This window comes from Novosphingobium sp. AAP1, from assembly GCF_001295765.1.
GTDB lineage: Bacteria > Pseudomonadota > Alphaproteobacteria > Sphingomonadales > Sphingomonadaceae > Novosphingobium > Novosphingobium capsulatum.
The window spans coordinates 232,186-248,886 of sequence record NZ_LJHO01000005.1 but is presented as its reverse complement, the minus strand read 5'-3'; the positions used below and the strand labels follow the sequence as shown (position 1 = coordinate 248,886).

Here is a 16,701-nt window from a genome sequence, read left to right as displayed (position 1 = left end):
GAGGGAGTACAAGCATGACAAAAGCGCTGTTGCTGGGCGGTGCGCTGCTGCTGCTGGGATGCGGCAGCACGGGGGTTATGGCGCGCCCGGCAAATGCCGATGGTGTTCCAGCCGGCGCGCAGGCGCTGATCCGCCATTTCCACATGGAAAACATCCCGCACGAAGGGCCGTGGTTCATCCAGACCTTCAAAAGCAAGGATGAAGTCGGCGGCGCACTCGCTGATCGCTATCCCGGCACGCGCTGGGCTTATACCGCAACCTACCTGATCCTCACCCAGCGTGACTTTTCCGCCATGCACCGGCTCGCCACCGACGAGATGTGGCACTTCTACGGCGGCAATCCGGCCCAGTTGCTGCTGCTCTACCCCGATGGCCATGGCGAGGTCAAAATCTGGGGCAGCAATGTTCTGGCGGGCCAGGAGCCGCAGATCCTGGTGCCGCGCGGCACCTGGATGGGGGCGATCCCGATCGGCGCGCCCCGCAGCGCCTACAGTTTTGGCGCCAACACCCTGGCGCCCGGCTTTGAATATGCCGATTATGAGGCCGGAAAGCGGGCCGATCTCTTGGTGCGATACCCGGCATTTGCCAAACAGATCAGAAAACTGACGCGCGACGATGCCCCTGGCAAAAGCGCAGCCGAAGCGCCGGCGCCCGCCACCCCCGCCGCAAATCCGGTATCGTTGCAGGAACTGGTCGGCCGCACCGCGCCGCAGCACGCAGACCAGATCAGCGCGGCCCGCTTTGTCATCGCCGCTGGACGCGCCATGCCCAGCATGATGACCAAGGAAGGGCACGAAGTGATGTTCGTCACCAGTGGCGAAGGCAGCGTCCAGATCGGCAGTGCCGTGCAACCTCTCAAAACCGGCTCGGTGGTCTATCTACCGCCACAGGTGCCGCACCGCATTACGGCCACCGCGCGCCTCACGTTCTATGTGGCGGCCACGCCGGCCTGGCGCCCCGCCGATACGGTGATCCTCGCCCCTTAAGACCGCTCACGCTCCAGCAGCTGGCGCTTGATCTCCAGGCCATAGGCATAGCCGCCCAGGGTGCCGTCCGATCGCACGACGCGGTGGCAGGGGATCAGCACCGCGACGTTGTTGGCACCATTGGCACTGCCGGTGGCGCGCATCGCGCCGGGCTTGCCGACGGCGGCGGCGATCTGAGCATAGCTGCGGGTTTCGCCCGGCGGGATCGCCTGCAACTGCCGCCACACCGACTCCTGAAAGGCGGTGCCGGCCACATCGAGCGGGATATGGTCGGCCCGCCCCGGCACTTCCACCGCATCGACCACGGCATCGAGCAGCGCGGCAAAGTCTGCCCCGCCCGCGATCAGAGTCGCCTTAGGAAAGCGGGCGCGCAAGGCGTCCTCCCCTTCGCCAAACGACAGGCGGCAAACGCCCTTGTCGGTGGCGGCCACCAGCATCGGCCCAAGCGAGGTGGCCACCTGCGCCCAGCGGATCGTCACGCCCGCCCCGCCATTGCGCCAGGCCGATGGCGCCATGCCCAGCCGGTCGCTTTCGGCATAAAAGCGCGAGGGCGCGCCATAGCCGGCCTCGTGGATCGCCTCGGTCACGCTATCGGCACCGGCCAGCACATCGCCCATGCGCCGCTGGCGCAGCGCGCGGGCATAGGCGGCCGGGGAAAGCCCGGTGTGGCTGGTGAACAGCTTCTGGAAATGGGCGGGGGAATAGCCGGCCTGCGCCGCCAGGGCATCGAGCGTGGGCGCAGTCTCGGCCGCCTTGATCGCGGCGATCGCCCCGGCCACGGCAGCGGCATCGCGCGCCAGGTCATCAGGCCGGCAGCGCAGGCAGGCCCGCAGCCCGGCCGCGCGTGCTTGGGCGCCATCGGCAAAGAAGCGCACATTGCCCCGCGCCGGATGGCGGGCCGCGCACGATGGCCGGCAATAGATCCCGGTGGTCAGCACGCCGGTGACAAACACCCCATCCCACGCCCGGTCGCGCGCCAGCACGGCCTGCCAGCAGGCCTGGGGATCGAGGGGTGGGGTGTTGTTCATGGCCAGTCCTGTGTGTTTTCCTCTGCCCTTCATGCCATCCTTGCCGCCCGCGCGCATCCCGCGCCTTGCGATCAAAGCAAATCCCGGCAATGACCTGCGCCATGTTGCGCCGCCTCATCGCCTCGCTCATCGTTGCCCTTGTCCTGGTGCCGGCCCTGCCGGCGCTGGCCGATCCGGCCGACATCGCCGCCGCCAGCCGTGGCGTCGTGCGTGTCGTGATCGTCCAAACCGAAGGGCGCAGTTCCACCATGATCGGCCATGGCAGCGGCTTTGCCGTCACGCCCGAATATGTCGTCACCAATGCCCACGTGGTAGAGGCGCTGCGCCAGGACGATACCCTGATCGCCGGCATCGTACCGCCGCAGGGGCGCGGCGGCTATGAAGCGCGCGTCGTCGCCTATTCCCCGCGCAACGACCTGGCCCTGCTCAAGATCCAGGGCGGCGGCCGGCTCGCGCCGCTTTCGCTCTATGCCGGCCAGGTGAGCGATGGCGCCGATGTCAGCGCGGTGGGCTATCCCGGCAACGTCGATCTGGCGCAGGGCCTGTCGCTGTCGGATCTGGTCAGCCCCCAGGCGGCGGTAAAGACCCGGGGCTACGTCTCGGCCGGGCGCAGTTCCAAGGAATTCGACACGATCCTGCACACCGCGCCGATCGGTGCGGGCAATTCGGGCGGTCCGCTGCTCGATGCCTGCGGCCGCGTCGTCGGGGTCAACTCGTTCGGCACGGTCAGCGACAACAGCACCGATTCGGCGTTCTATTTCGCCATCTCGATGCGGGAGCTGTCACGCTTCCTGCAGCAGAACAATGTCCAGGCCCACGCCAGCGACCTGCCCTGCACCTCCATCGCCGATCTCGACCGCGCCGACAGCGAACGCGCTGCCAGCGACCAGGCGCGCCAGGCTGCGCAAAACGAAGCGCGCCAGAATGCCCACGCCCGCGCGCTGGAAACCGCGCGCCGCCAGGCCGAGATCGAGATCTTGACCCAGCGCGACAACGGCATGGCGATTGCCGTGCTGCTGCTGGTGGCAACGCTGGGCGCAGGCGGCGCGGCGTTCATCTATGCCCAGCGCGACAACGCCAATGCCACGCGCATCGCCGGCGGCAGCGCGCTGCTGCTGCTGCTGGGCACCGTGGCGGCCTGGGCACTGCGGCCCAGCCTGCTGTCGATCGACAACCGCGCGCAGGATATCGTGGCCGCCGCCAGCGGCACGCCCGATGCCCTGGCGAGCACGGCGGCCGGCGGCAAAGCCGCTACCGGCAAGTTCATCTGCGTGCTAGATCCCCAGCGCAGCCGCGTGACCGTGTCAGACATCACCGATGTGCCGATCACCTGGAGCCAGGACGGCTGCATGAACCAGCGCAGCCAATATGGCCTGGCCGCCGATGGCTGGTCGCGCGTGCTGGTGCCCAATGGCGAGGATACCATCGCGGTTACCCACTTCGATCCCGACAGCCGCAGCTATACCGTCGAACGCTTCCTCATGGGCCTCGATGCCATGAATCAGGCGCGCGATGCCCGGCAAAAGGTGGTGGCCCCGGCCTGCGGCGCCGGAGAGGCCGAAGCCCGCCGCTTTGGCGACGCCCAACAAGCGATCCGCGCACTGCTGCCCGCAGAACCCAATGAACGCATGCGCTACAATTGCCAGCCGGTGCCCTGATCGTTGGCCGCCTCTCCCCCTCCTCTTCAGAGGAGGGGGTCGGGGGTGGCGGAAGGGTAGTGCAAGGCTTCCCACCACCCCCAGCCCCGCCTCCCCCGAATCACCCTCGGCGGGCCAAGCCACCTTTCCCCGCCTACGCCGTCCCACGCGTGAGACGTTTCGACACGCTGATACGCATACGTTTGCGCCTCCATTAACAGGGGCTGCCAACTGGTGACTTGTCATATGGCGGTGACGTTGCTAGGCGCGCCGGGACTGCGGGCCGTCACGTGCATTTTTTGCGCGTCATGCGCCTTGCTTGAAATCCTTGGACGAAGGGGACTGAGGCGCGTGGAGATTTCCAGCGGCATCACGGCCAGCCTGGCGGGGCGTTATGCTTCCGCACTTTATGAGCTGGCAAATGAACAGGGCCTGGTTGCGGCCGTGGAAGGCGATCTTGAGCGCCTGGCTGACGCCCTGCGCGAATCGGCTGATTTCGCCGCGCTGATCCGCAATCCGCAGGTCGCCCGCGAAGACGCCGCCCGTGCGATCGCCGCCGTTGGCCAGGTGCTGGGCGTTTCGCCCCTCACCGCCAACTTCCTCGGCGTGATCGCTGGCAACCGCCGCCTGTCCGCCCTGCCCGATGTGGCGCGCGCCTATGCCGCGATTGCTGCAGCTGCCCGCAACGAAGTGACTGCCCATGTCACCAGCGCGCATCCGCTCGACGACGGCCAGATCGCTGCGCTGTCGGAAAAGCTCGCTGCCCGTGCCGGCAAGTCGATCAAGCTCAAGACTGCGGTCGATCCCGAGATTCTCGGCGGGCTGGTCGTCAAGATCGGCAGCCAGATGATCGACAGCTCGATCCGCACCCGTCTCAATTCGCTCGCCCAGGCCATGAAGGGCTGAAGCCAAAAAGTTTGCACGAAAGGCTGAACGATGGAAATCCGCGCCGCTGAAATCTCTAAGGTCATCAAGGACCAGATCGCCAGCTTCGGCACCGAGGCCCAGGTCTCGGAAGTCGGCTCCGTGCTGTCGGTCGGCGACGGCATCGCCCGCATCCACGGGCTGGATCAGGTCCAGGCCGGCGAAATGGTCGAATTCGCCAACGGCATCAAGGGCATGGCCCTCAACCTCGAAGCCGACAACGTCGGCGTCGTGATCTTCGGCTCTGACGCCGAGATCAAGGAAGGCGACACCGTCAAGCGCACCGGCACGATCGTGGACGTTCCGATCGGCAAGGGTCTGCTGGGCCGCGTGGTCGACGCGCTGGGCAATCCGATCGATGGCAAGGGCCCGATCGAATACACCGAGCGCCGCCGCGTCGAAGTCAAGGCTCCCGGCATCATCCCGCGCAAGTCGGTGCACGAACCCGTGCAGACCGGCCTCAAGGCGATCGACGCCCTGGTGCCCGTGGGCCGTGGCCAGCGCGAACTGATCATCGGTGACCGCCAGACCGGCAAGACCGCCGTCGCGATCGACACCTTCATCAACCAGAAGGCCGTCAACGCCGGTTCGGACGAAGGCAAGAAGCTGTACTGCATCTACGTCGCGATCGGCCAGAAGCGCTCGACCGTGGCCCAGATCGTGCGCCAGCTCGAAGAAAACGGCGCGATGGAATACACCATCGTCGTGGCCGCCACCGCTTCGGAACCGGCCCCGCTGCAGTACCTGGCGCCCTACACCGGCTGCACCATGGGTGAATTCTTCCGCGACAACGGCATGCACGCCGTGATCGTGTACGATGACCTTTCCAAGCAGGCCGTGGCCTATCGCCAGATGTCGCTGCTGCTGCGTCGCCCGCCGGGCCGCGAAGCCTATCCGGGTGACGTGTTCTACCTGCACAGCCGCCTGCTCGAACGCGCCGCCAAGATGAACGACGACAACGGCGCCGGTTCGCTGACCGCCCTGCCGATCATCGAAACCCAGGCCGGTGACGTGTCGGCCTACATCCCGACCAACGTGATCTCGATCACCGACGGCCAGATCTTCCTGGAAACCGGGCTGTTCTACCAGGGCATCCGTCCGGCCATCAACGTCGGCCTCTCTGTGTCGCGCGTGGGCTCCTCGGCCCAGACCAAGGCGATGAAGAAGGTGGCCGGCTCGATCAAGCTGGAGCTGGCGCAGTACCGCGAAATGGCGGCCTTCGCCCAGTTCGGGTCTGACCTCGATGCCTCGACGCAGAAGCTGCTCAACCGCGGTGCGCGCCTGACCGAGCTGCTCAAGCAGCCGCAGTTCTCGCCGCAGGGCTTTGAAGAGCAGACCTGCGTGATCTTTGCCGGCACCCAGGGCTACCTCGACGCCGTGCCGGTCGACCAGGTCACCGAATACGAAGCCGAACTCTTGAGCTTCCTGCGCACGCAGAAGGCCGACCTGCTCGCCGAAATCCGCGACACCAAGGATCTGGGCGACGGCGCCAAGGCCAAGCTCAAGGAAGCGCTCGACGCTTTCGCCAAGCAGTTCGCCTGATAACGCATGATTCATCCCCCCGGTGGGCCAGCACGGCCAGCCGGGGGAGATGAAGTGGAGATAGACGAGTGGCCTCGCTCAAGGAACTCAAGCTGCGGATCAACTCGGTCAAGTCGACCCAGAAGATCACCAAGGCCAAGCAGATGGTCGCCGCGGCCAAGCTGCGCAAGGCGCAGGCCGCTGCCGAGGCCGCGCGCCCCTATGCCGGCCGCCTCGCCGGTGTCATGGCCAGCCTCGCCAGCAAGGTGCAGGTTGGTGAAGGCAGCCCCAAGCTGCTGGCCGGCAATGGCAAGGACCAGGTTCACCTGCTGGTCGTCGCCAATTCCGATCGCGGCCTGTGCGGCGCGTTCAACGCCAACATCGTCAAGGCCGCCAAGGCCAAGGCGCAGGAACTGCTTGCCCAGGGCAAGACGGTGAAGTTCTACCTCGTCGGCCGCAAGGGCCGCGCCCCGATCCGGCGCGATTATCCCAGCGCGATTGCCGGTGGGTTCGACACCACCGTGGTGCGCGAGGCCGGCTTTGCCGAAGCGGAAAAGATCGCCAACGAACTGCTGGCCATGTACGAGGCCGGCCAGTTCGACGTGGCGCACCTGATCTATTCCAAGTTCCGCAGCGCGCTGGTGCAGATCCCCACCACCCAGCAGATCATCCCGGTGCCGGCCCCGACCGTGGCCGTTGCCAACGATGGCGGCGCCGTGGTCGATTACGAACCCGACGAGGAAGCGATCCTCGCTGACCTGCTGCCGCGCTATCTGCGTGTCCAGCTGTTCGGGGCGCTGATTGAGAACATGGCCAGCGAACAGGGCGCCTCGATGACCGCGATGGACAATGCCACGCGCAACGCCGGCGAGCTGATCAAGAAGCTGACCATCCAATACAACCGCAGCCGCCAGGCCGCGATCACCACCGAACTCATCGAAATCATCGCCGGCGCCGAAGCGCTTTGACGACGACCCAGCAGGCAAGGAAAGACTAGAATGGCAACCGCACCTGTCATCACATCGACCGGCAAGATCAGCCAGGTCATCGGCGCCGTCGTCGACGTTCAATTCGACGGCGAACTGCCGGCCATCCTCTCGGCTCTCGAAACCAGCAACAACGGCAACCGCCTGGTGCTGGAAGTGGCGCAGCACCTGGGTGAAAACACCGTGCGCACCATCGCCATGGACTCGACCGAAGGCCTCACCCGTGGCCAGTCGGTGACCAGCACCGGCGCGCAGATCTCGGTGCCGGTCGGCCCCAAGACGCTTGGCCGCATTCTCAACGTCGTGGGTGATCCCATCGACGAACGCGGCCCGGTTGGCGCCACCCAGTTCGCCCCCATCCACGCCAAGGCTCCCGAATTCATCGACCAGTCGACCGAAGCGGCGATCCTGGTCACCGGCATCAAGGTGATCGACCTGCTCGCGCCTTATGCCAAGGGCGGCAAGATCGGCCTGTTCGGCGGCGCCGGCGTGGGCAAGACCGTGCTGATCCAGGAACTGATCAACAACATCGCCAAGGGCCACGGCGGCGTGTCGGTCTTTGCCGGCGTGGGTGAACGCACCCGCGAAGGCAACGACCTCTATCACGAATTCCTCGACGCCGGCGTTATCGCCAAGGACGCCGATGGCAACGCCACCTCGGAAGGTTCCAAGGTTGCGCTGGTCTATGGCCAGATGAACGAACCGCCGGGCGCCCGCGCTCGCGTCGCGCTCTCGGGCCTGACCATGGCCGAATACTTCCGTGACCAGGAAGGCCAGGACGTGCTGTTCTTCGTGGACAACATCTTCCGCTTCACCCAGGCCGGCTCGGAAGTGTCGGCGCTGCTTGGCCGCATTCCCTCGGCCGTGGGTTACCAGCCCACCCTGTCGACCGACATGGGCCAGTTGCAGGAACGCATCACCTCGACCAACAAGGGTTCGATCACCTCGGTCCAGGCGATCTACGTGCCGGCCGACGACTTGACCGACCCTGCGCCGGCCACCTCGTTCGCCCACCTCGACGCCACGACCACGCTGAACCGCGCGATCTCGGAACTCGGCATCTATCCGGCGGTGGACCCGCTCGACTCGACCAGCCGCGTGCTCGAACCGCGCATCGTTGGTGCAGAGCACTACGAAACCGCACGCCGCGTCCAGGAAACCCTGCAGAAGTACAAGTCGCTGCAGGACATCATCGCCATCTTGGGCATGGACGAACTGTCGGAAGAAGATAAGCTGACCGTGGCCCGCGCCCGCAAGATCCAGCGCTTCCTTTCGCAGCCGTTCCACGTGGCCGAAGTGTTCACCGGCATCCCCGGCAAGTTCGTCCAGCTCGAAGACACCGTCCGCTCGTTCAAGGCGGTGGTTGACGGCGAATACGATCACCTGCCCGAAGCCGCGTTCTACATGGTTGGCGGCATCGACGAAGCCGTTGAAAAGGCCAAGAAGCTGGCTGCCGAAGCCTGATATAAAGCACCCCCCTCCCGCACGCGGGAGGGGTCGGGGGAGGGCCTGTAGGGGCGCCCTCCTTCGGAACCGGCAAACAGCCCCTCCCCCAGCCCCTCCCGCCCGCGGTAGGGGCGTGTAGAGACGGCCCATGCTCCACTTTGAACTCGTCACCCCGGCTCGCCTCGTCCGCTCGGAAGCGGTGTGGCAGGTTGTCGTTCCCGGCACCGAAGGCGAATTCGGCGTTCTCGAAGGCCACGCGCCGTTCATGTCCACGGTCAAGGACGGCACGATCAAGGTCTATCGCACGCAGGGCGGCCAGCCGGAAGAAATCCGCGTGCAAGGCGGCTTTGCCGAAGTGAACGCCAAGGGCCTCACGGTTCTGGCCGAACACGTCGAAGGCTGACGCACGCATCCCACGGATGTGCAAACGGGCCGGTGCCTTTGGGGCGCCGGCCCGTTTTGCGTTTCAGGCGTGCAGCTTGGCAAACATGTCGGCAAAGGTCAGCCGGGTGTCGATCCAGTCATAGACGCGCATGGGCCGCCCATCCGGCCGGGGCAGGTAGGCACCCTGGCCATCCAGCCGCGGCGTGGGCGCCAGGTGATAGCGGCACGATGCACTGTCGGGCTCGAACGCGCTTTGCAGGGCTGTCAGCGTCACCAGCGGGCTATCGCCCAGGGCATAGGTCTCGCCAAGATTGAGCCCCATTGGCACGACGGCCCGGCGCGTCCGCGCCAGCTGTGCCACCAGCCACGCGCCGACCGGGCCGCTTTGCCCCAGCAGGCGCAGTTCGGCCAGACTGACCAGCATCTGGCGATAGGCATTGCGCGGCACCTGCCAGATGGGAATGGCGCTTTCGCCAAACACGTACTGCGCCGCTGCCGGATCGATGGTGAAGTTGTATTCCGCCTGCGCTCCGCCCGGCGGCGGCGCGGCCCCCTCGTGCTCGCTGCCCCCGATCCAGACCAGCGTCATACGCGGCGCAATGCGCGGCTCGGCCCGCAACGCGGCGGTCAGATCGGTCAGCCCGGCGCCGGCCGTGTAGAACAACGGAGTCTTGGTATCGCTGCGCATTGCTTCCGCCACGATGGCGGCAACCGCCTGCGCCGAATCACGCCGATCGGCCCGTCCCAGAGCCCCTTCGGCACCGCGCACTACGGGCACGCGCCCGGTGATGCCCATCACGTCGAGCAGTTCACGCGCCTTGGCCGCAGCCTTGTCGGCCTGATGCCCATCGTCGGGCTCGGCGTCCCGGGGCGAATGCAGGTGCGACCCGACGATGAGGCGCACGTCGGCCGAAGGGCTGCGCAGCGCATGGGCCAGCGCGAACAGGCCGTCGGGATCGCCCGCGAGGTCGTTGTCCACAATCACCCGCATGCGCGGCGGCGAATCGGGCAAGATTTCCTCGGCGCGAGCCACAAGCGGGAACATCGGTAGGGCGGAGAGGCCCAACAGGGCGGCGCGGCGTGACAGGTCCATCGAACAATCACAGCACTTTGGGCAGCCCTGTCAACCGAGCGCGGCACAGGCTTTTTTGATAGGCACGCGAACTTTTTTGCAAATTCACGTTTGTGAACTTTTCAACAGAGTGAATTTAAGGCATGGAATGTGCCGACAAAGCCCGAGGGAGAGATACCTGTCATGACCCAAAACCTGGCCAACGTGATTGGCGCGCAAGCCAACCTGGTCGATTTCCTGCGTAACCAGCAGGTCGGCCCCAACGTCTATCCCGGCGTGCCTGCCGAATATTCCAACTGGCGGGCGGAGCAGTGGGCATGGGGCCACACCGCTGTGCTGTATAACCAGTCGTACCACATGGTGGACCTGGCCGTGCGCGGGCCCGACGCGTTCAAGATGCTGGAATACCTGGGCATCAACACTTTCAAGAACTTCCAGCCCGATCGCGCCAAGCAGTTCGTGCCGGTTACCCCCGATGGCTATGTCATCGGCGACGTGATCCTGTTCTACCTGGACGAGAACGAGTTCAACCTGGTTGGCCGCGCACCCACGATCGAATGGGTGGAATACCATGCCGCCACCGGCAACTGGAACGTGACGGTGGAGCGCGACGAGCGCTGGGCGATGCGCAGCGATGGCAAGCGCAACAGCTATCGCTTCCAGATCCAGGGCCCCAACGCGATGAAGATCATCGAGAAGGCCACGGGCAAGACCCCGCCCGAACTCAAGTTCTTCCACATGACCCGCATGACCATCGGCGGCAAGGACGTGCGCGCCCTGCGCCATGGCATGGCCGGCCAGCCGGGCTTTGAACTGTTCGGTCCGTGGGAAGACTATGGCGCGGTGCATGCCGCGCTGGTCGAAGCCGGCAAGGAATTCGGCATGGCCCTGGTCGGTGGCCGCGCCTATTCGTCCAACACGCTGGAATCGGGCTGGATCCCCTCCCCGCTGCCGGCGATCTACACCGGCGAGGCGCTGGCGCCCTACCGCGAATGGCTCTCGGCCAATTCCTATGAAGCCAAGTGCTCGGTCGGCGGCAGCTATGTGCCCGAAACCGTCGAAGGCTATTACACCACGCCGTGGGACCTGGGCTATGGCCCGTTCGTCAAGTTCGACCACGATTTCATCGGCCGCGCCGCGCTGGAAAAGATGCACGCCGCCGGCAACCACCGCACCAAGGTGACCCTGGCGCTCGACAACGAAGACGTGATGCGCGTGCAGTCTTCGGCGCTGAGCAAGGGTGATCGCGCCAAGTTCATGGAATATCCCAGCGCGGTCTATGCCATGCATCCGTTCGATCAGGTGCTCAAGGACGGGCAGCGGGTCGGCCTGTCGACCTGGATCGGCTATTCAGCCAACGAGGGCAAGTTCCTGACCCTGGCGATGATGGACAAGGGCCACGAAACCATCGGCGGCGAAGTCAGCCTGCTGTGGGGCGAGCCCCATGGCGGCACCACCAAGCCCACCGTAGAGCCGCACGTGCAGACCGAAATCAAGGCCGTGGTCAGCCCCGTGCCCTATTCCGAAGTGGCGCGCGACGCCTATGCCGAGGGCTGGCGCACGCAAAAGTAAGCGCGAGGGAGCGATCCCTGGTGCGGGCGCCGGCCTCCTCCCGACGGAGGCCGGCGCTTTCTTTTGGGCGGATATTTTGTTTGCCTTGCTAACAATTCATGGCATGATCGTGGCAACCAAGGAGAGGATGCCGCCATGGCACAAGACAACAAGATCACGTTCTACGACCTGGCCCTGTCCACCGGCGCGACGATCAGTCCGTTTGTCTGGGCCACCAAATATGCCCTGAAACACAAGGGCTTTGATCTGGATGTCGTGCCCGGCGGCTTTACTGGCATTCTCGAACGCACCGGCGGCAAGACCGAGCGTCTGCCTGCGATCGTCGACGATGGCACCTGGGTGCTCGATAGCTGGGGCATCGTCGAATACCTCGACAAGACCTATCCCGATCGCCCGCTGCTGATCCCGCATGAAAGCGTGGCGGCCACGCTCAAGGCGCTGGACCACTGGTTCTGGGGCGCGGCAGTGGGGCCGTGGATGCGCTGCTTCTGCGCCGATTATCGCGATCTTTCGGTGCCGCAGGATCACGAATACATCACCCATTCGCGCGAAAAGATGCTGGGCCGCAAGCTGGAAGAAATCCAGGCCGGCCGCGAAGACCGCCTGGCCGGCATTTCCGCCGCGCTGGAGCCGCTGCGCTCTGCCCTGGGGCAGCACGCCTGGCTGGGCGGCAGCAGCCCCAACTATGCCGATTACCGCATCCTGGGCGGCTTCCTGTTCACCGCTTCGGTGTGCAAGACCCCGGTCCTGGCCAACGATGACCCGCTGCGCGACTGGCTCGATCGCTGCCTCGATCTCTATGGCGGCCTGGGCCGCCATCCTGGCCTGTTCCCGCTGTTCGGCCTGGTCGAGCGCGAGGGCGACGTGCCGGCGTTCACCCGCCAGGGCGGGCTTGGCGGCATCTACAAGCGCAACACTGGCCCTGCTTCCACCCAGGCGGAAACGCAGAAGATCACGCAAGGCATGAAGCAGCCGGCCTAACGCTTGCGCTTCGTCCCCCGGGTCATCAGGTCTGGCTTGGGGGGCGGGCGCCAGCCGGGCGGCGGGGTCATGGCTTGTTGGCTGGTGCCCAGCCCCATCGCGCCGGGTGCCTGGCGGTTGATGCCGGTGGTGTCAGACCGGGCGGCTTCGTCGGCACTGGCACCGCCCCGCATCAGAATGATGATATCGCGCAGCCGCCGCGCTTCCTCGAAATCGAGCGCGGCCACGGCGGCCTCCATCTGCGCGGTCAGGGTCTGAATCGTTTCGGCCATAATGCGACAATGCGCGAGCGGCGCGGAAAGTGCCATCCCGGCTGTGCGCACCGGCCAAAGGGCAACTGGCCGGGGTTGGTCGGGTGTGCCAGTGTGCGTGGCGTGAGGTTTCGCACCACCCCCACCCCCCTCCTCTGAAGAAGAGGGGGCTTCGTCCGGTTCTCCCCCTCCTCTTGAGAGGAGGGGGTCGGGGGGTGGTGCTGGGCCTGACGCAACGCCCCAAGGGAAACCGCCCGCCATGCGCCTGCCATTGCTCCTCGCCACTGCCATGTTCTTCGCCAGCCCGGCCTATGCCTATGACGTGGCGGAAAAATCGCTCGACGTGCTGCGGGCCGATCTCGATGCCGGGCGCGTGACCTCGGCCGAGCTGGTCACCGCCTATGAGGCGCGCATTGCCCGGTTCGATCCCACGCTGCATGCGGTGATCGCGCTCAATCCCCAGGCGCTGGAGCAGGCGCGCCAAGCCGATGCCGGGCGGCGCGCGCATGCCACCCATCTGCAGCTGGAAGGCATTCCCATCCTGATCAAGGACAATATCGAAAGCGCCGATCCGGTGGCGACCACGGCGGGCAGCCTGGCGCTGGCCGGCAATGTAACCGGCCGCGATGCGCCGCTGGTGGCGCGGCTGCGCGCGGCGGGCGCGATCATCCTGGGCAAGACCAACCTTTCCGAATGGGCCAATATCCGCTCCAACCATTCGATCAGCGGCTGGAGCGCCACGGGCGGCCAGGCGCGCAATCCCTACGATCCGCGCCGCAGCACCTGCGGATCGAGCGCGGGTTCGGGCGCGGCGGCAGCGGCGAGCTTTGCCGCAGCGGCGGTAGGCACCGAAACCGATGGCTCGATCACCTGCCCTTCGGCCATCAATGGCCTGGTCGGCTTCAAGCCCACGGTGGGCCTGGTCTCGCGCACCCATGTCGTGCCGATCAGCCATAGCCAGGACACGCCCGGCCCGATGGCGCGCAGCGTGCGCGATGCCGCGCTGCTGCTGGGTGGCATGGCCGGCAGCGACCCGGCCGATCCCGCCACGGCGCGGGCCGACAGCCTGGGCCACGATTTCACGCGTGGCCTTACGCCCGATGCCCTGAAAGGCGCGCGGATCGGCGTGATGCGCTTTGCCGCCGGGTTCCATCCCGAAACCGATGCCCTGTTCGACCGCGCGCTGGCCACGCTGCGCGCCGCCGGCGCCACGCTCGTGGAGATCAAGGCACCGCCGCCCGCCACCGATGGCGTGGGCGAGCGCGAGCAGCTGGTGCTCTCCACCGAGCTCAAGGCCGATATGGCAACCTACCTCGCCTCCACCGATCCGGCCAAGGTGCCCAGCCGCACGCTGGCCGATCTGATCGCGTTCAACCGCACGCATGGGGCGCAGGAACTGGCGCTGTTCGGGCAGGACTATTTCGAAGAGGCGGAGCAAACCAAGGGCCTGGCCGATCCCGCCTATATCAAGGCGGCGGCCGAGGCGAAGGCCAAGGCCGGCCCCGAGGGGATTGACCGCATGCTGGCCGACAACCACGTGACCGCGCTGGTCGCCCCCACGCTCGGCCCGGCCTGGCTGATCGACCCGGTGCTGAAAGACAATTTCGTCGGCGGCGGCGCGGGCGGCCTGGCGGCGGTGGCCGGCTATCCCCACCTCACCGTGCCGATGGGCGCGGTATCCGGGCTGCCGGTGGGCCTCTCGTTCGTGGGCACGGCGTGGGACGATGCCCGGCTCCTCGCCTATGGCTATGCCTTTGAACAGGCCGCTCACGCCCGCCAAGCGCCGGTGCTGCCGCCACGCTGAGGAACGGCGCCGACGCAGACACGTTGCCCCCGTAACAACAGGGGCACAGCATGAGAGCATGGATCATTGCCGCCGTGGCGCTCGCCGCCACGCCGGCCGCCGCACAGGATACCGGCACGCCCGATGAAGTGGCGCAGGACAGCACGCACCACCCCACCCTGCGCGATCTGTGCAGCGACCGGCCGGGCCTCAACACCCCGGCCTGCACGGTCGATCCCGGCCGGCTCCAGGTGGAAGTGGGCCTGGGCGACTGGACGCTGGACCGCCAGGCCGACCAGCGCATCGACACCATCACCAGCGGCGACGTGCTGCTGCGCTATGGCGTAACCCCCACCACCGAACTGCGGCTGGGCTGGACCGCCTTTGGCCACGTGCGCACCCGCGACATTCCCACCGGCAGCATCGACACCGCGCAGGGCGTGGGCGACGTGACGCTGGGCGTGAAACAGAACCTGCGCCACCCCGCCGAAGGCAAGACCGGCCTCGCCATCGCGGCGCTGCCGTTCGTCACCCTGCCCACCGGCCATGCCGAAGTGGGCGCGGGCGACTGGAGCGCCGGGCTGATCGTGCCGACCAGCTACAAGATCAACGACACCGTCTCGCTGGAACTCTCCCCCGAAGTGGACGCGGCGGTGAACGAAAGCGGCCAGGGCCGCCACCTCGCCTATGGCACGGCGATGGGCGTGCAGGTGCACCTGTCCAAGACCATCCGCCTGACCCCGGAACTGCAATTCCTGCGCGACCAGGACCCGGAACACCATGCAACGATGAGCCGCGCGGCACTATCGTTCGACGTGCAGCCGGCGAAGATGCTGCAACTCGATGTGCAGGCAGTGGCGGGGTTGAATAGGGATACGCCGGATGTGGAACTGGCGTTTGGGGTTACGCGGAAGTTTTGAGGGGCACATCACCGAGCTCCCCCTACCGGAGAGCTTTTGCGGTCGACGTTAGCGGACGTTCTGGATGGACGGGGCGCCCTCAGTTTCCCTTATTCATATTTAGCCCAGCGACGGCATTTTACCTGAAATTGCGATTTTATATTGCCATTCTGCATATTTCTTGCATGTAAGCACCAATATACCGTTTTTCTGAGCGGAGAGAGACCAAACGTGCCTATATTTAATTTGTTCAGTAAGCGGCAGAGTGATGCCGCTAAGGCGGGTCAATCTGACGTTTATCGGTACGACTTTGTTCCAAGCAAATTTCGCGTCCAACTTCTTAATTTGGCGCAAAAATCTTTTGGTCAAGATCGGCACTACCGCCAAGGGATCGGTCACGTCAGCAATCCGAATTGGGTTTGGATAGATGAAACCTATTGTCATGAGAAGGGAATAAATCCGCTCGGTGGAAACGAGCATATGCCCAATCAAATACGCGAAGCATTTAAGAAATTAAATAATGAAGACGCGCTTGATATGGTTGAGCTTATTATTTTTAGAATTTCAAAAACAGAACAATTATCCAATCCCTATCAGAAAAAACATGATATTTCTGACAAAAAAGTGGATGAAGTTAATTACCGCCTACGCGAGGCTGGCATGGGCTATCAGTTTGAGAATGGCCAACTTTCCCGCGTCGACAGCCAATTTATTCACTCTGAGGCGGTCAAGCCCGCGCTAACTCTGCTTTCGAGGCCAGGATACGAGGGTGTGCAGGAAGAGTTCCTGAATGCTCACTCGCATTACCGCGCCGGGAAAAGTAAAGAGGCTGTAGCCATGGCAGCGAATGCTCTTGAGAGCACGTTTAAAGCAATATTTGATAAAAAGGGATGGGCATACAATAAGGGATCAAGAATCAGCGACCTTATGAAGATAGCACGCACGAACAACCTATGGCCTAATTATCTGGACAATAGCTTCGATCAATTAGCCGCAACGCTACAATCAGGACTTCCAAAGATTAGGGACAATGATGCATCTCATGGCCAAGGTCCTACGCCAAAAGATGTTCCCGATTATTTGGCCGCATACGCACTGCATTTGGCCGCAAGCAAGATCGTATTACTCGTATCGGCAGCCGATTACACCAATTGAAAATTGGCAATTCGTTCGCATAATTTTCTCAATAGAGTTTTATTATTAATTTAACACCTCAGGGACGAGCACGCAG

The 16,701-nt window shown here is 64.9% G+C and carries 15 protein-coding genes; 12 read left to right on the top strand and 3 right to left on the bottom strand.

All coding sequences use genetic code 11. The annotated features are described in order from the left end of the window. Nucleotides 1-14 precede the first annotated feature (14 nt). Nucleotides 15-986 (top strand): cupin domain-containing protein, encoded by a 972-nt coding sequence (locus IP65_RS12900; RefSeq protein ID WP_022676822.1) that lies wholly within the window; start codon nucleotides 15-17, stop codon nucleotides 984-986. On the opposite strand, the gene IP65_RS12895 is transcribed toward IP65_RS12900, so the two are convergent. Beyond that, nucleotides 983-2,014, bottom strand: coding sequence for a bifunctional transcriptional activator/DNA repair enzyme AdaA (locus IP65_RS12895; RefSeq protein WP_022676821.1), 1,032 nt, complete (start codon nucleotides 2,012-2,014; stop codon nucleotides 983-985). The genes IP65_RS12900 and IP65_RS12895 overlap by 4 nt on opposite strands. 101 nt (nucleotides 2,015-2,115) lie before the next feature. Here IP65_RS12895 and IP65_RS12890 point away from each other — a divergent pair, with 101 nt between their 5' ends. The 6 genes from IP65_RS12890 to IP65_RS12865 all read left to right on the top strand — a co-directional run bounded on the left by IP65_RS12890 (nucleotide 2,116) and on the right by IP65_RS12865 (nucleotide 8,931). After that, nucleotides 2,116-3,672, top strand: a complete 1,557-nt coding sequence (locus tag IP65_RS12890) for a S1C family serine protease (protein WP_231627683.1) — start codon at nucleotides 2,116-2,118, stop codon at nucleotides 3,670-3,672. Nucleotides 3,673-4,002: 330 nt separating this feature from the next. Continuing rightward, nucleotides 4,003-4,557, top strand: a complete 555-nt coding sequence (locus IP65_RS12885) for a F0F1 ATP synthase subunit delta (RefSeq protein ID WP_022676819.1) — start codon at nucleotides 4,003-4,005, stop codon at nucleotides 4,555-4,557. Nucleotides 4,558-4,587: 30 nt separating this feature from the next. After that, a complete protein-coding gene (gene atpA / locus IP65_RS12880) occupies nucleotides 4,588-6,117 on the top strand; it encodes a F0F1 ATP synthase subunit alpha (RefSeq protein ID WP_022676818.1) in 1,530 nt (509 codons plus the stop codon). A gap of 68 nt (nucleotides 6,118-6,185) precedes the next feature. Then, the gene (locus IP65_RS12875; RefSeq protein WP_022676817.1) at nucleotides 6,186-7,064 is read left to right on the top strand and encodes a F0F1 ATP synthase subunit gamma; all 879 of its coding nucleotides are present in this window, start codon (nucleotides 6,186-6,188) and stop codon (nucleotides 7,062-7,064) included. Between the two features lie 30 nt (nucleotides 7,065-7,094). Further along, on the top strand, nucleotides 7,095-8,546 hold the full coding sequence (atpD, locus tag IP65_RS12870) for a F0F1 ATP synthase subunit beta (protein WP_022676816.1): 1,452 nt from the start codon (nucleotides 7,095-7,097) through the stop codon (nucleotides 8,544-8,546). A 130-nt stretch (nucleotides 8,547-8,676) separates the two neighbouring features. After that, complete coding sequence (locus tag IP65_RS12865) at nucleotides 8,677-8,931, top strand: ATP synthase F1 subunit epsilon (protein WP_022676815.1); 255 nt, start codon at nucleotides 8,677-8,679, stop codon at nucleotides 8,929-8,931. A gap of 63 nt (nucleotides 8,932-8,994) precedes the next feature. On the opposite strand, the gene IP65_RS12860 is transcribed toward IP65_RS12865, so the two are convergent. After that, nucleotides 8,995-10,005 (bottom strand): nucleoside hydrolase, encoded by a 1,011-nt coding sequence (locus IP65_RS12860; protein ID WP_022676814.1) that lies wholly within the window; start codon nucleotides 10,003-10,005, stop codon nucleotides 8,995-8,997. Nucleotides 10,006-10,167: 162 nt separating this feature from the next. Here IP65_RS12860 and IP65_RS12855 point away from each other — a divergent pair, with 162 nt between their 5' ends. Next, a complete protein-coding gene (locus IP65_RS12855) occupies nucleotides 10,168-11,556 on the top strand; it encodes an aminomethyltransferase family protein (RefSeq protein WP_054131979.1) in 1,389 nt (462 codons plus the stop codon). 135 nt (nucleotides 11,557-11,691) lie between these two features. Further along, nucleotides 11,692-12,537 (top strand): beta-etherase, encoded by an 846-nt coding sequence (locus tag IP65_RS12850; RefSeq protein WP_054131978.1) that lies wholly within the window; start codon nucleotides 11,692-11,694, stop codon nucleotides 12,535-12,537. Here the strand turns inward: IP65_RS12850 and IP65_RS12845 are convergent. Continuing rightward, complete coding sequence (locus IP65_RS12845; protein WP_054131977.1) at nucleotides 12,534-12,809, bottom strand: UvrB/UvrC motif-containing protein; 276 nt, start codon at nucleotides 12,807-12,809, stop codon at nucleotides 12,534-12,536. The two genes, IP65_RS12850 and IP65_RS12845, sit on opposite strands and share 4 nt — an antisense overlap. Nucleotides 12,810-13,047: 238 nt before the next feature. Between IP65_RS12845 and IP65_RS12840 the strand changes: the two genes are divergently transcribed. From IP65_RS12840 to IP65_RS21355, 3 genes are all read left to right on the top strand, one after another. Further along, the gene (locus IP65_RS12840; RefSeq protein WP_082350125.1) at nucleotides 13,048-14,592 is read left to right on the top strand and encodes an amidase; all 1,545 of its coding nucleotides are present in this window, start codon (nucleotides 13,048-13,050) and stop codon (nucleotides 14,590-14,592) included. Between the two features lie 50 nt (nucleotides 14,593-14,642). Then, nucleotides 14,643-15,491 carry a transporter gene (locus tag IP65_RS12835; protein WP_054131975.1) on the top strand — a complete coding sequence of 283 codons (849 nt, stop codon included), beginning with the start codon at nucleotides 14,643-14,645 and terminating at the stop codon, nucleotides 15,489-15,491. A 210-nt stretch (nucleotides 15,492-15,701) separates the two neighbouring features. After that, nucleotides 15,702-16,625, top strand: coding sequence for an STM4504/CBY_0614 family protein (locus IP65_RS21355; protein WP_156306584.1), 924 nt, complete (start codon nucleotides 15,702-15,704; stop codon nucleotides 16,623-16,625). The last annotated feature ends 76 nt before the right edge of the window (nucleotides 16,626-16,701 follow it).

Coding starts and splice junctions, on each gene's coding strand:
- atpA (WP_022676818.1), top strand. CDS start 4,588: ATGGAAATCCGCGCCGCTGAAATCTCTAAGGTCATCAAGGACCAGATC.
- IP65_RS12865 (WP_022676815.1), top strand. CDS start 8,677: ATGCTCCACTTTGAACTCGTCACCCCGGCTCGCCTCGTCCGCTCGGAA.
- IP65_RS12860 (WP_022676814.1), bottom strand. CDS start 10,005: ATGGACCTGTCACGCCGCGCCGCCCTGTTGGGCCTCTCCGCCCTACCG.
- IP65_RS12840 (WP_082350125.1), top strand. CDS start 13,048: ATGCGCCTGCCATTGCTCCTCGCCACTGCCATGTTCTTCGCCAGCCCG.
- IP65_RS12845 (WP_054131977.1), bottom strand. CDS start 12,809: ATGGCCGAAACGATTCAGACCCTGACCGCGCAGATGGAGGCCGCCGTG.
- IP65_RS12855 (WP_054131979.1), top strand. CDS start 10,168: ATGACCCAAAACCTGGCCAACGTGATTGGCGCGCAAGCCAACCTGGTC.
- IP65_RS12895 (WP_022676821.1), bottom strand. CDS start 2,014: ATGAACAACACCCCACCCCTCGATCCCCAGGCCTGCTGGCAGGCCGTG.
- atpD (WP_022676816.1), top strand. CDS start 7,095: ATGGCAACCGCACCTGTCATCACATCGACCGGCAAGATCAGCCAGGTC.
- IP65_RS12835 (WP_054131975.1), top strand. CDS start 14,643: ATGAGAGCATGGATCATTGCCGCCGTGGCGCTCGCCGCCACGCCGGCC.
- IP65_RS12890 (WP_231627683.1), top strand. CDS start 2,116: ATGTTGCGCCGCCTCATCGCCTCGCTCATCGTTGCCCTTGTCCTGGTG.
- IP65_RS12900 (WP_022676822.1), top strand. CDS start 15: ATGACAAAAGCGCTGTTGCTGGGCGGTGCGCTGCTGCTGCTGGGATGC.
- IP65_RS12850 (WP_054131978.1), top strand. CDS start 11,692: ATGGCACAAGACAACAAGATCACGTTCTACGACCTGGCCCTGTCCACC.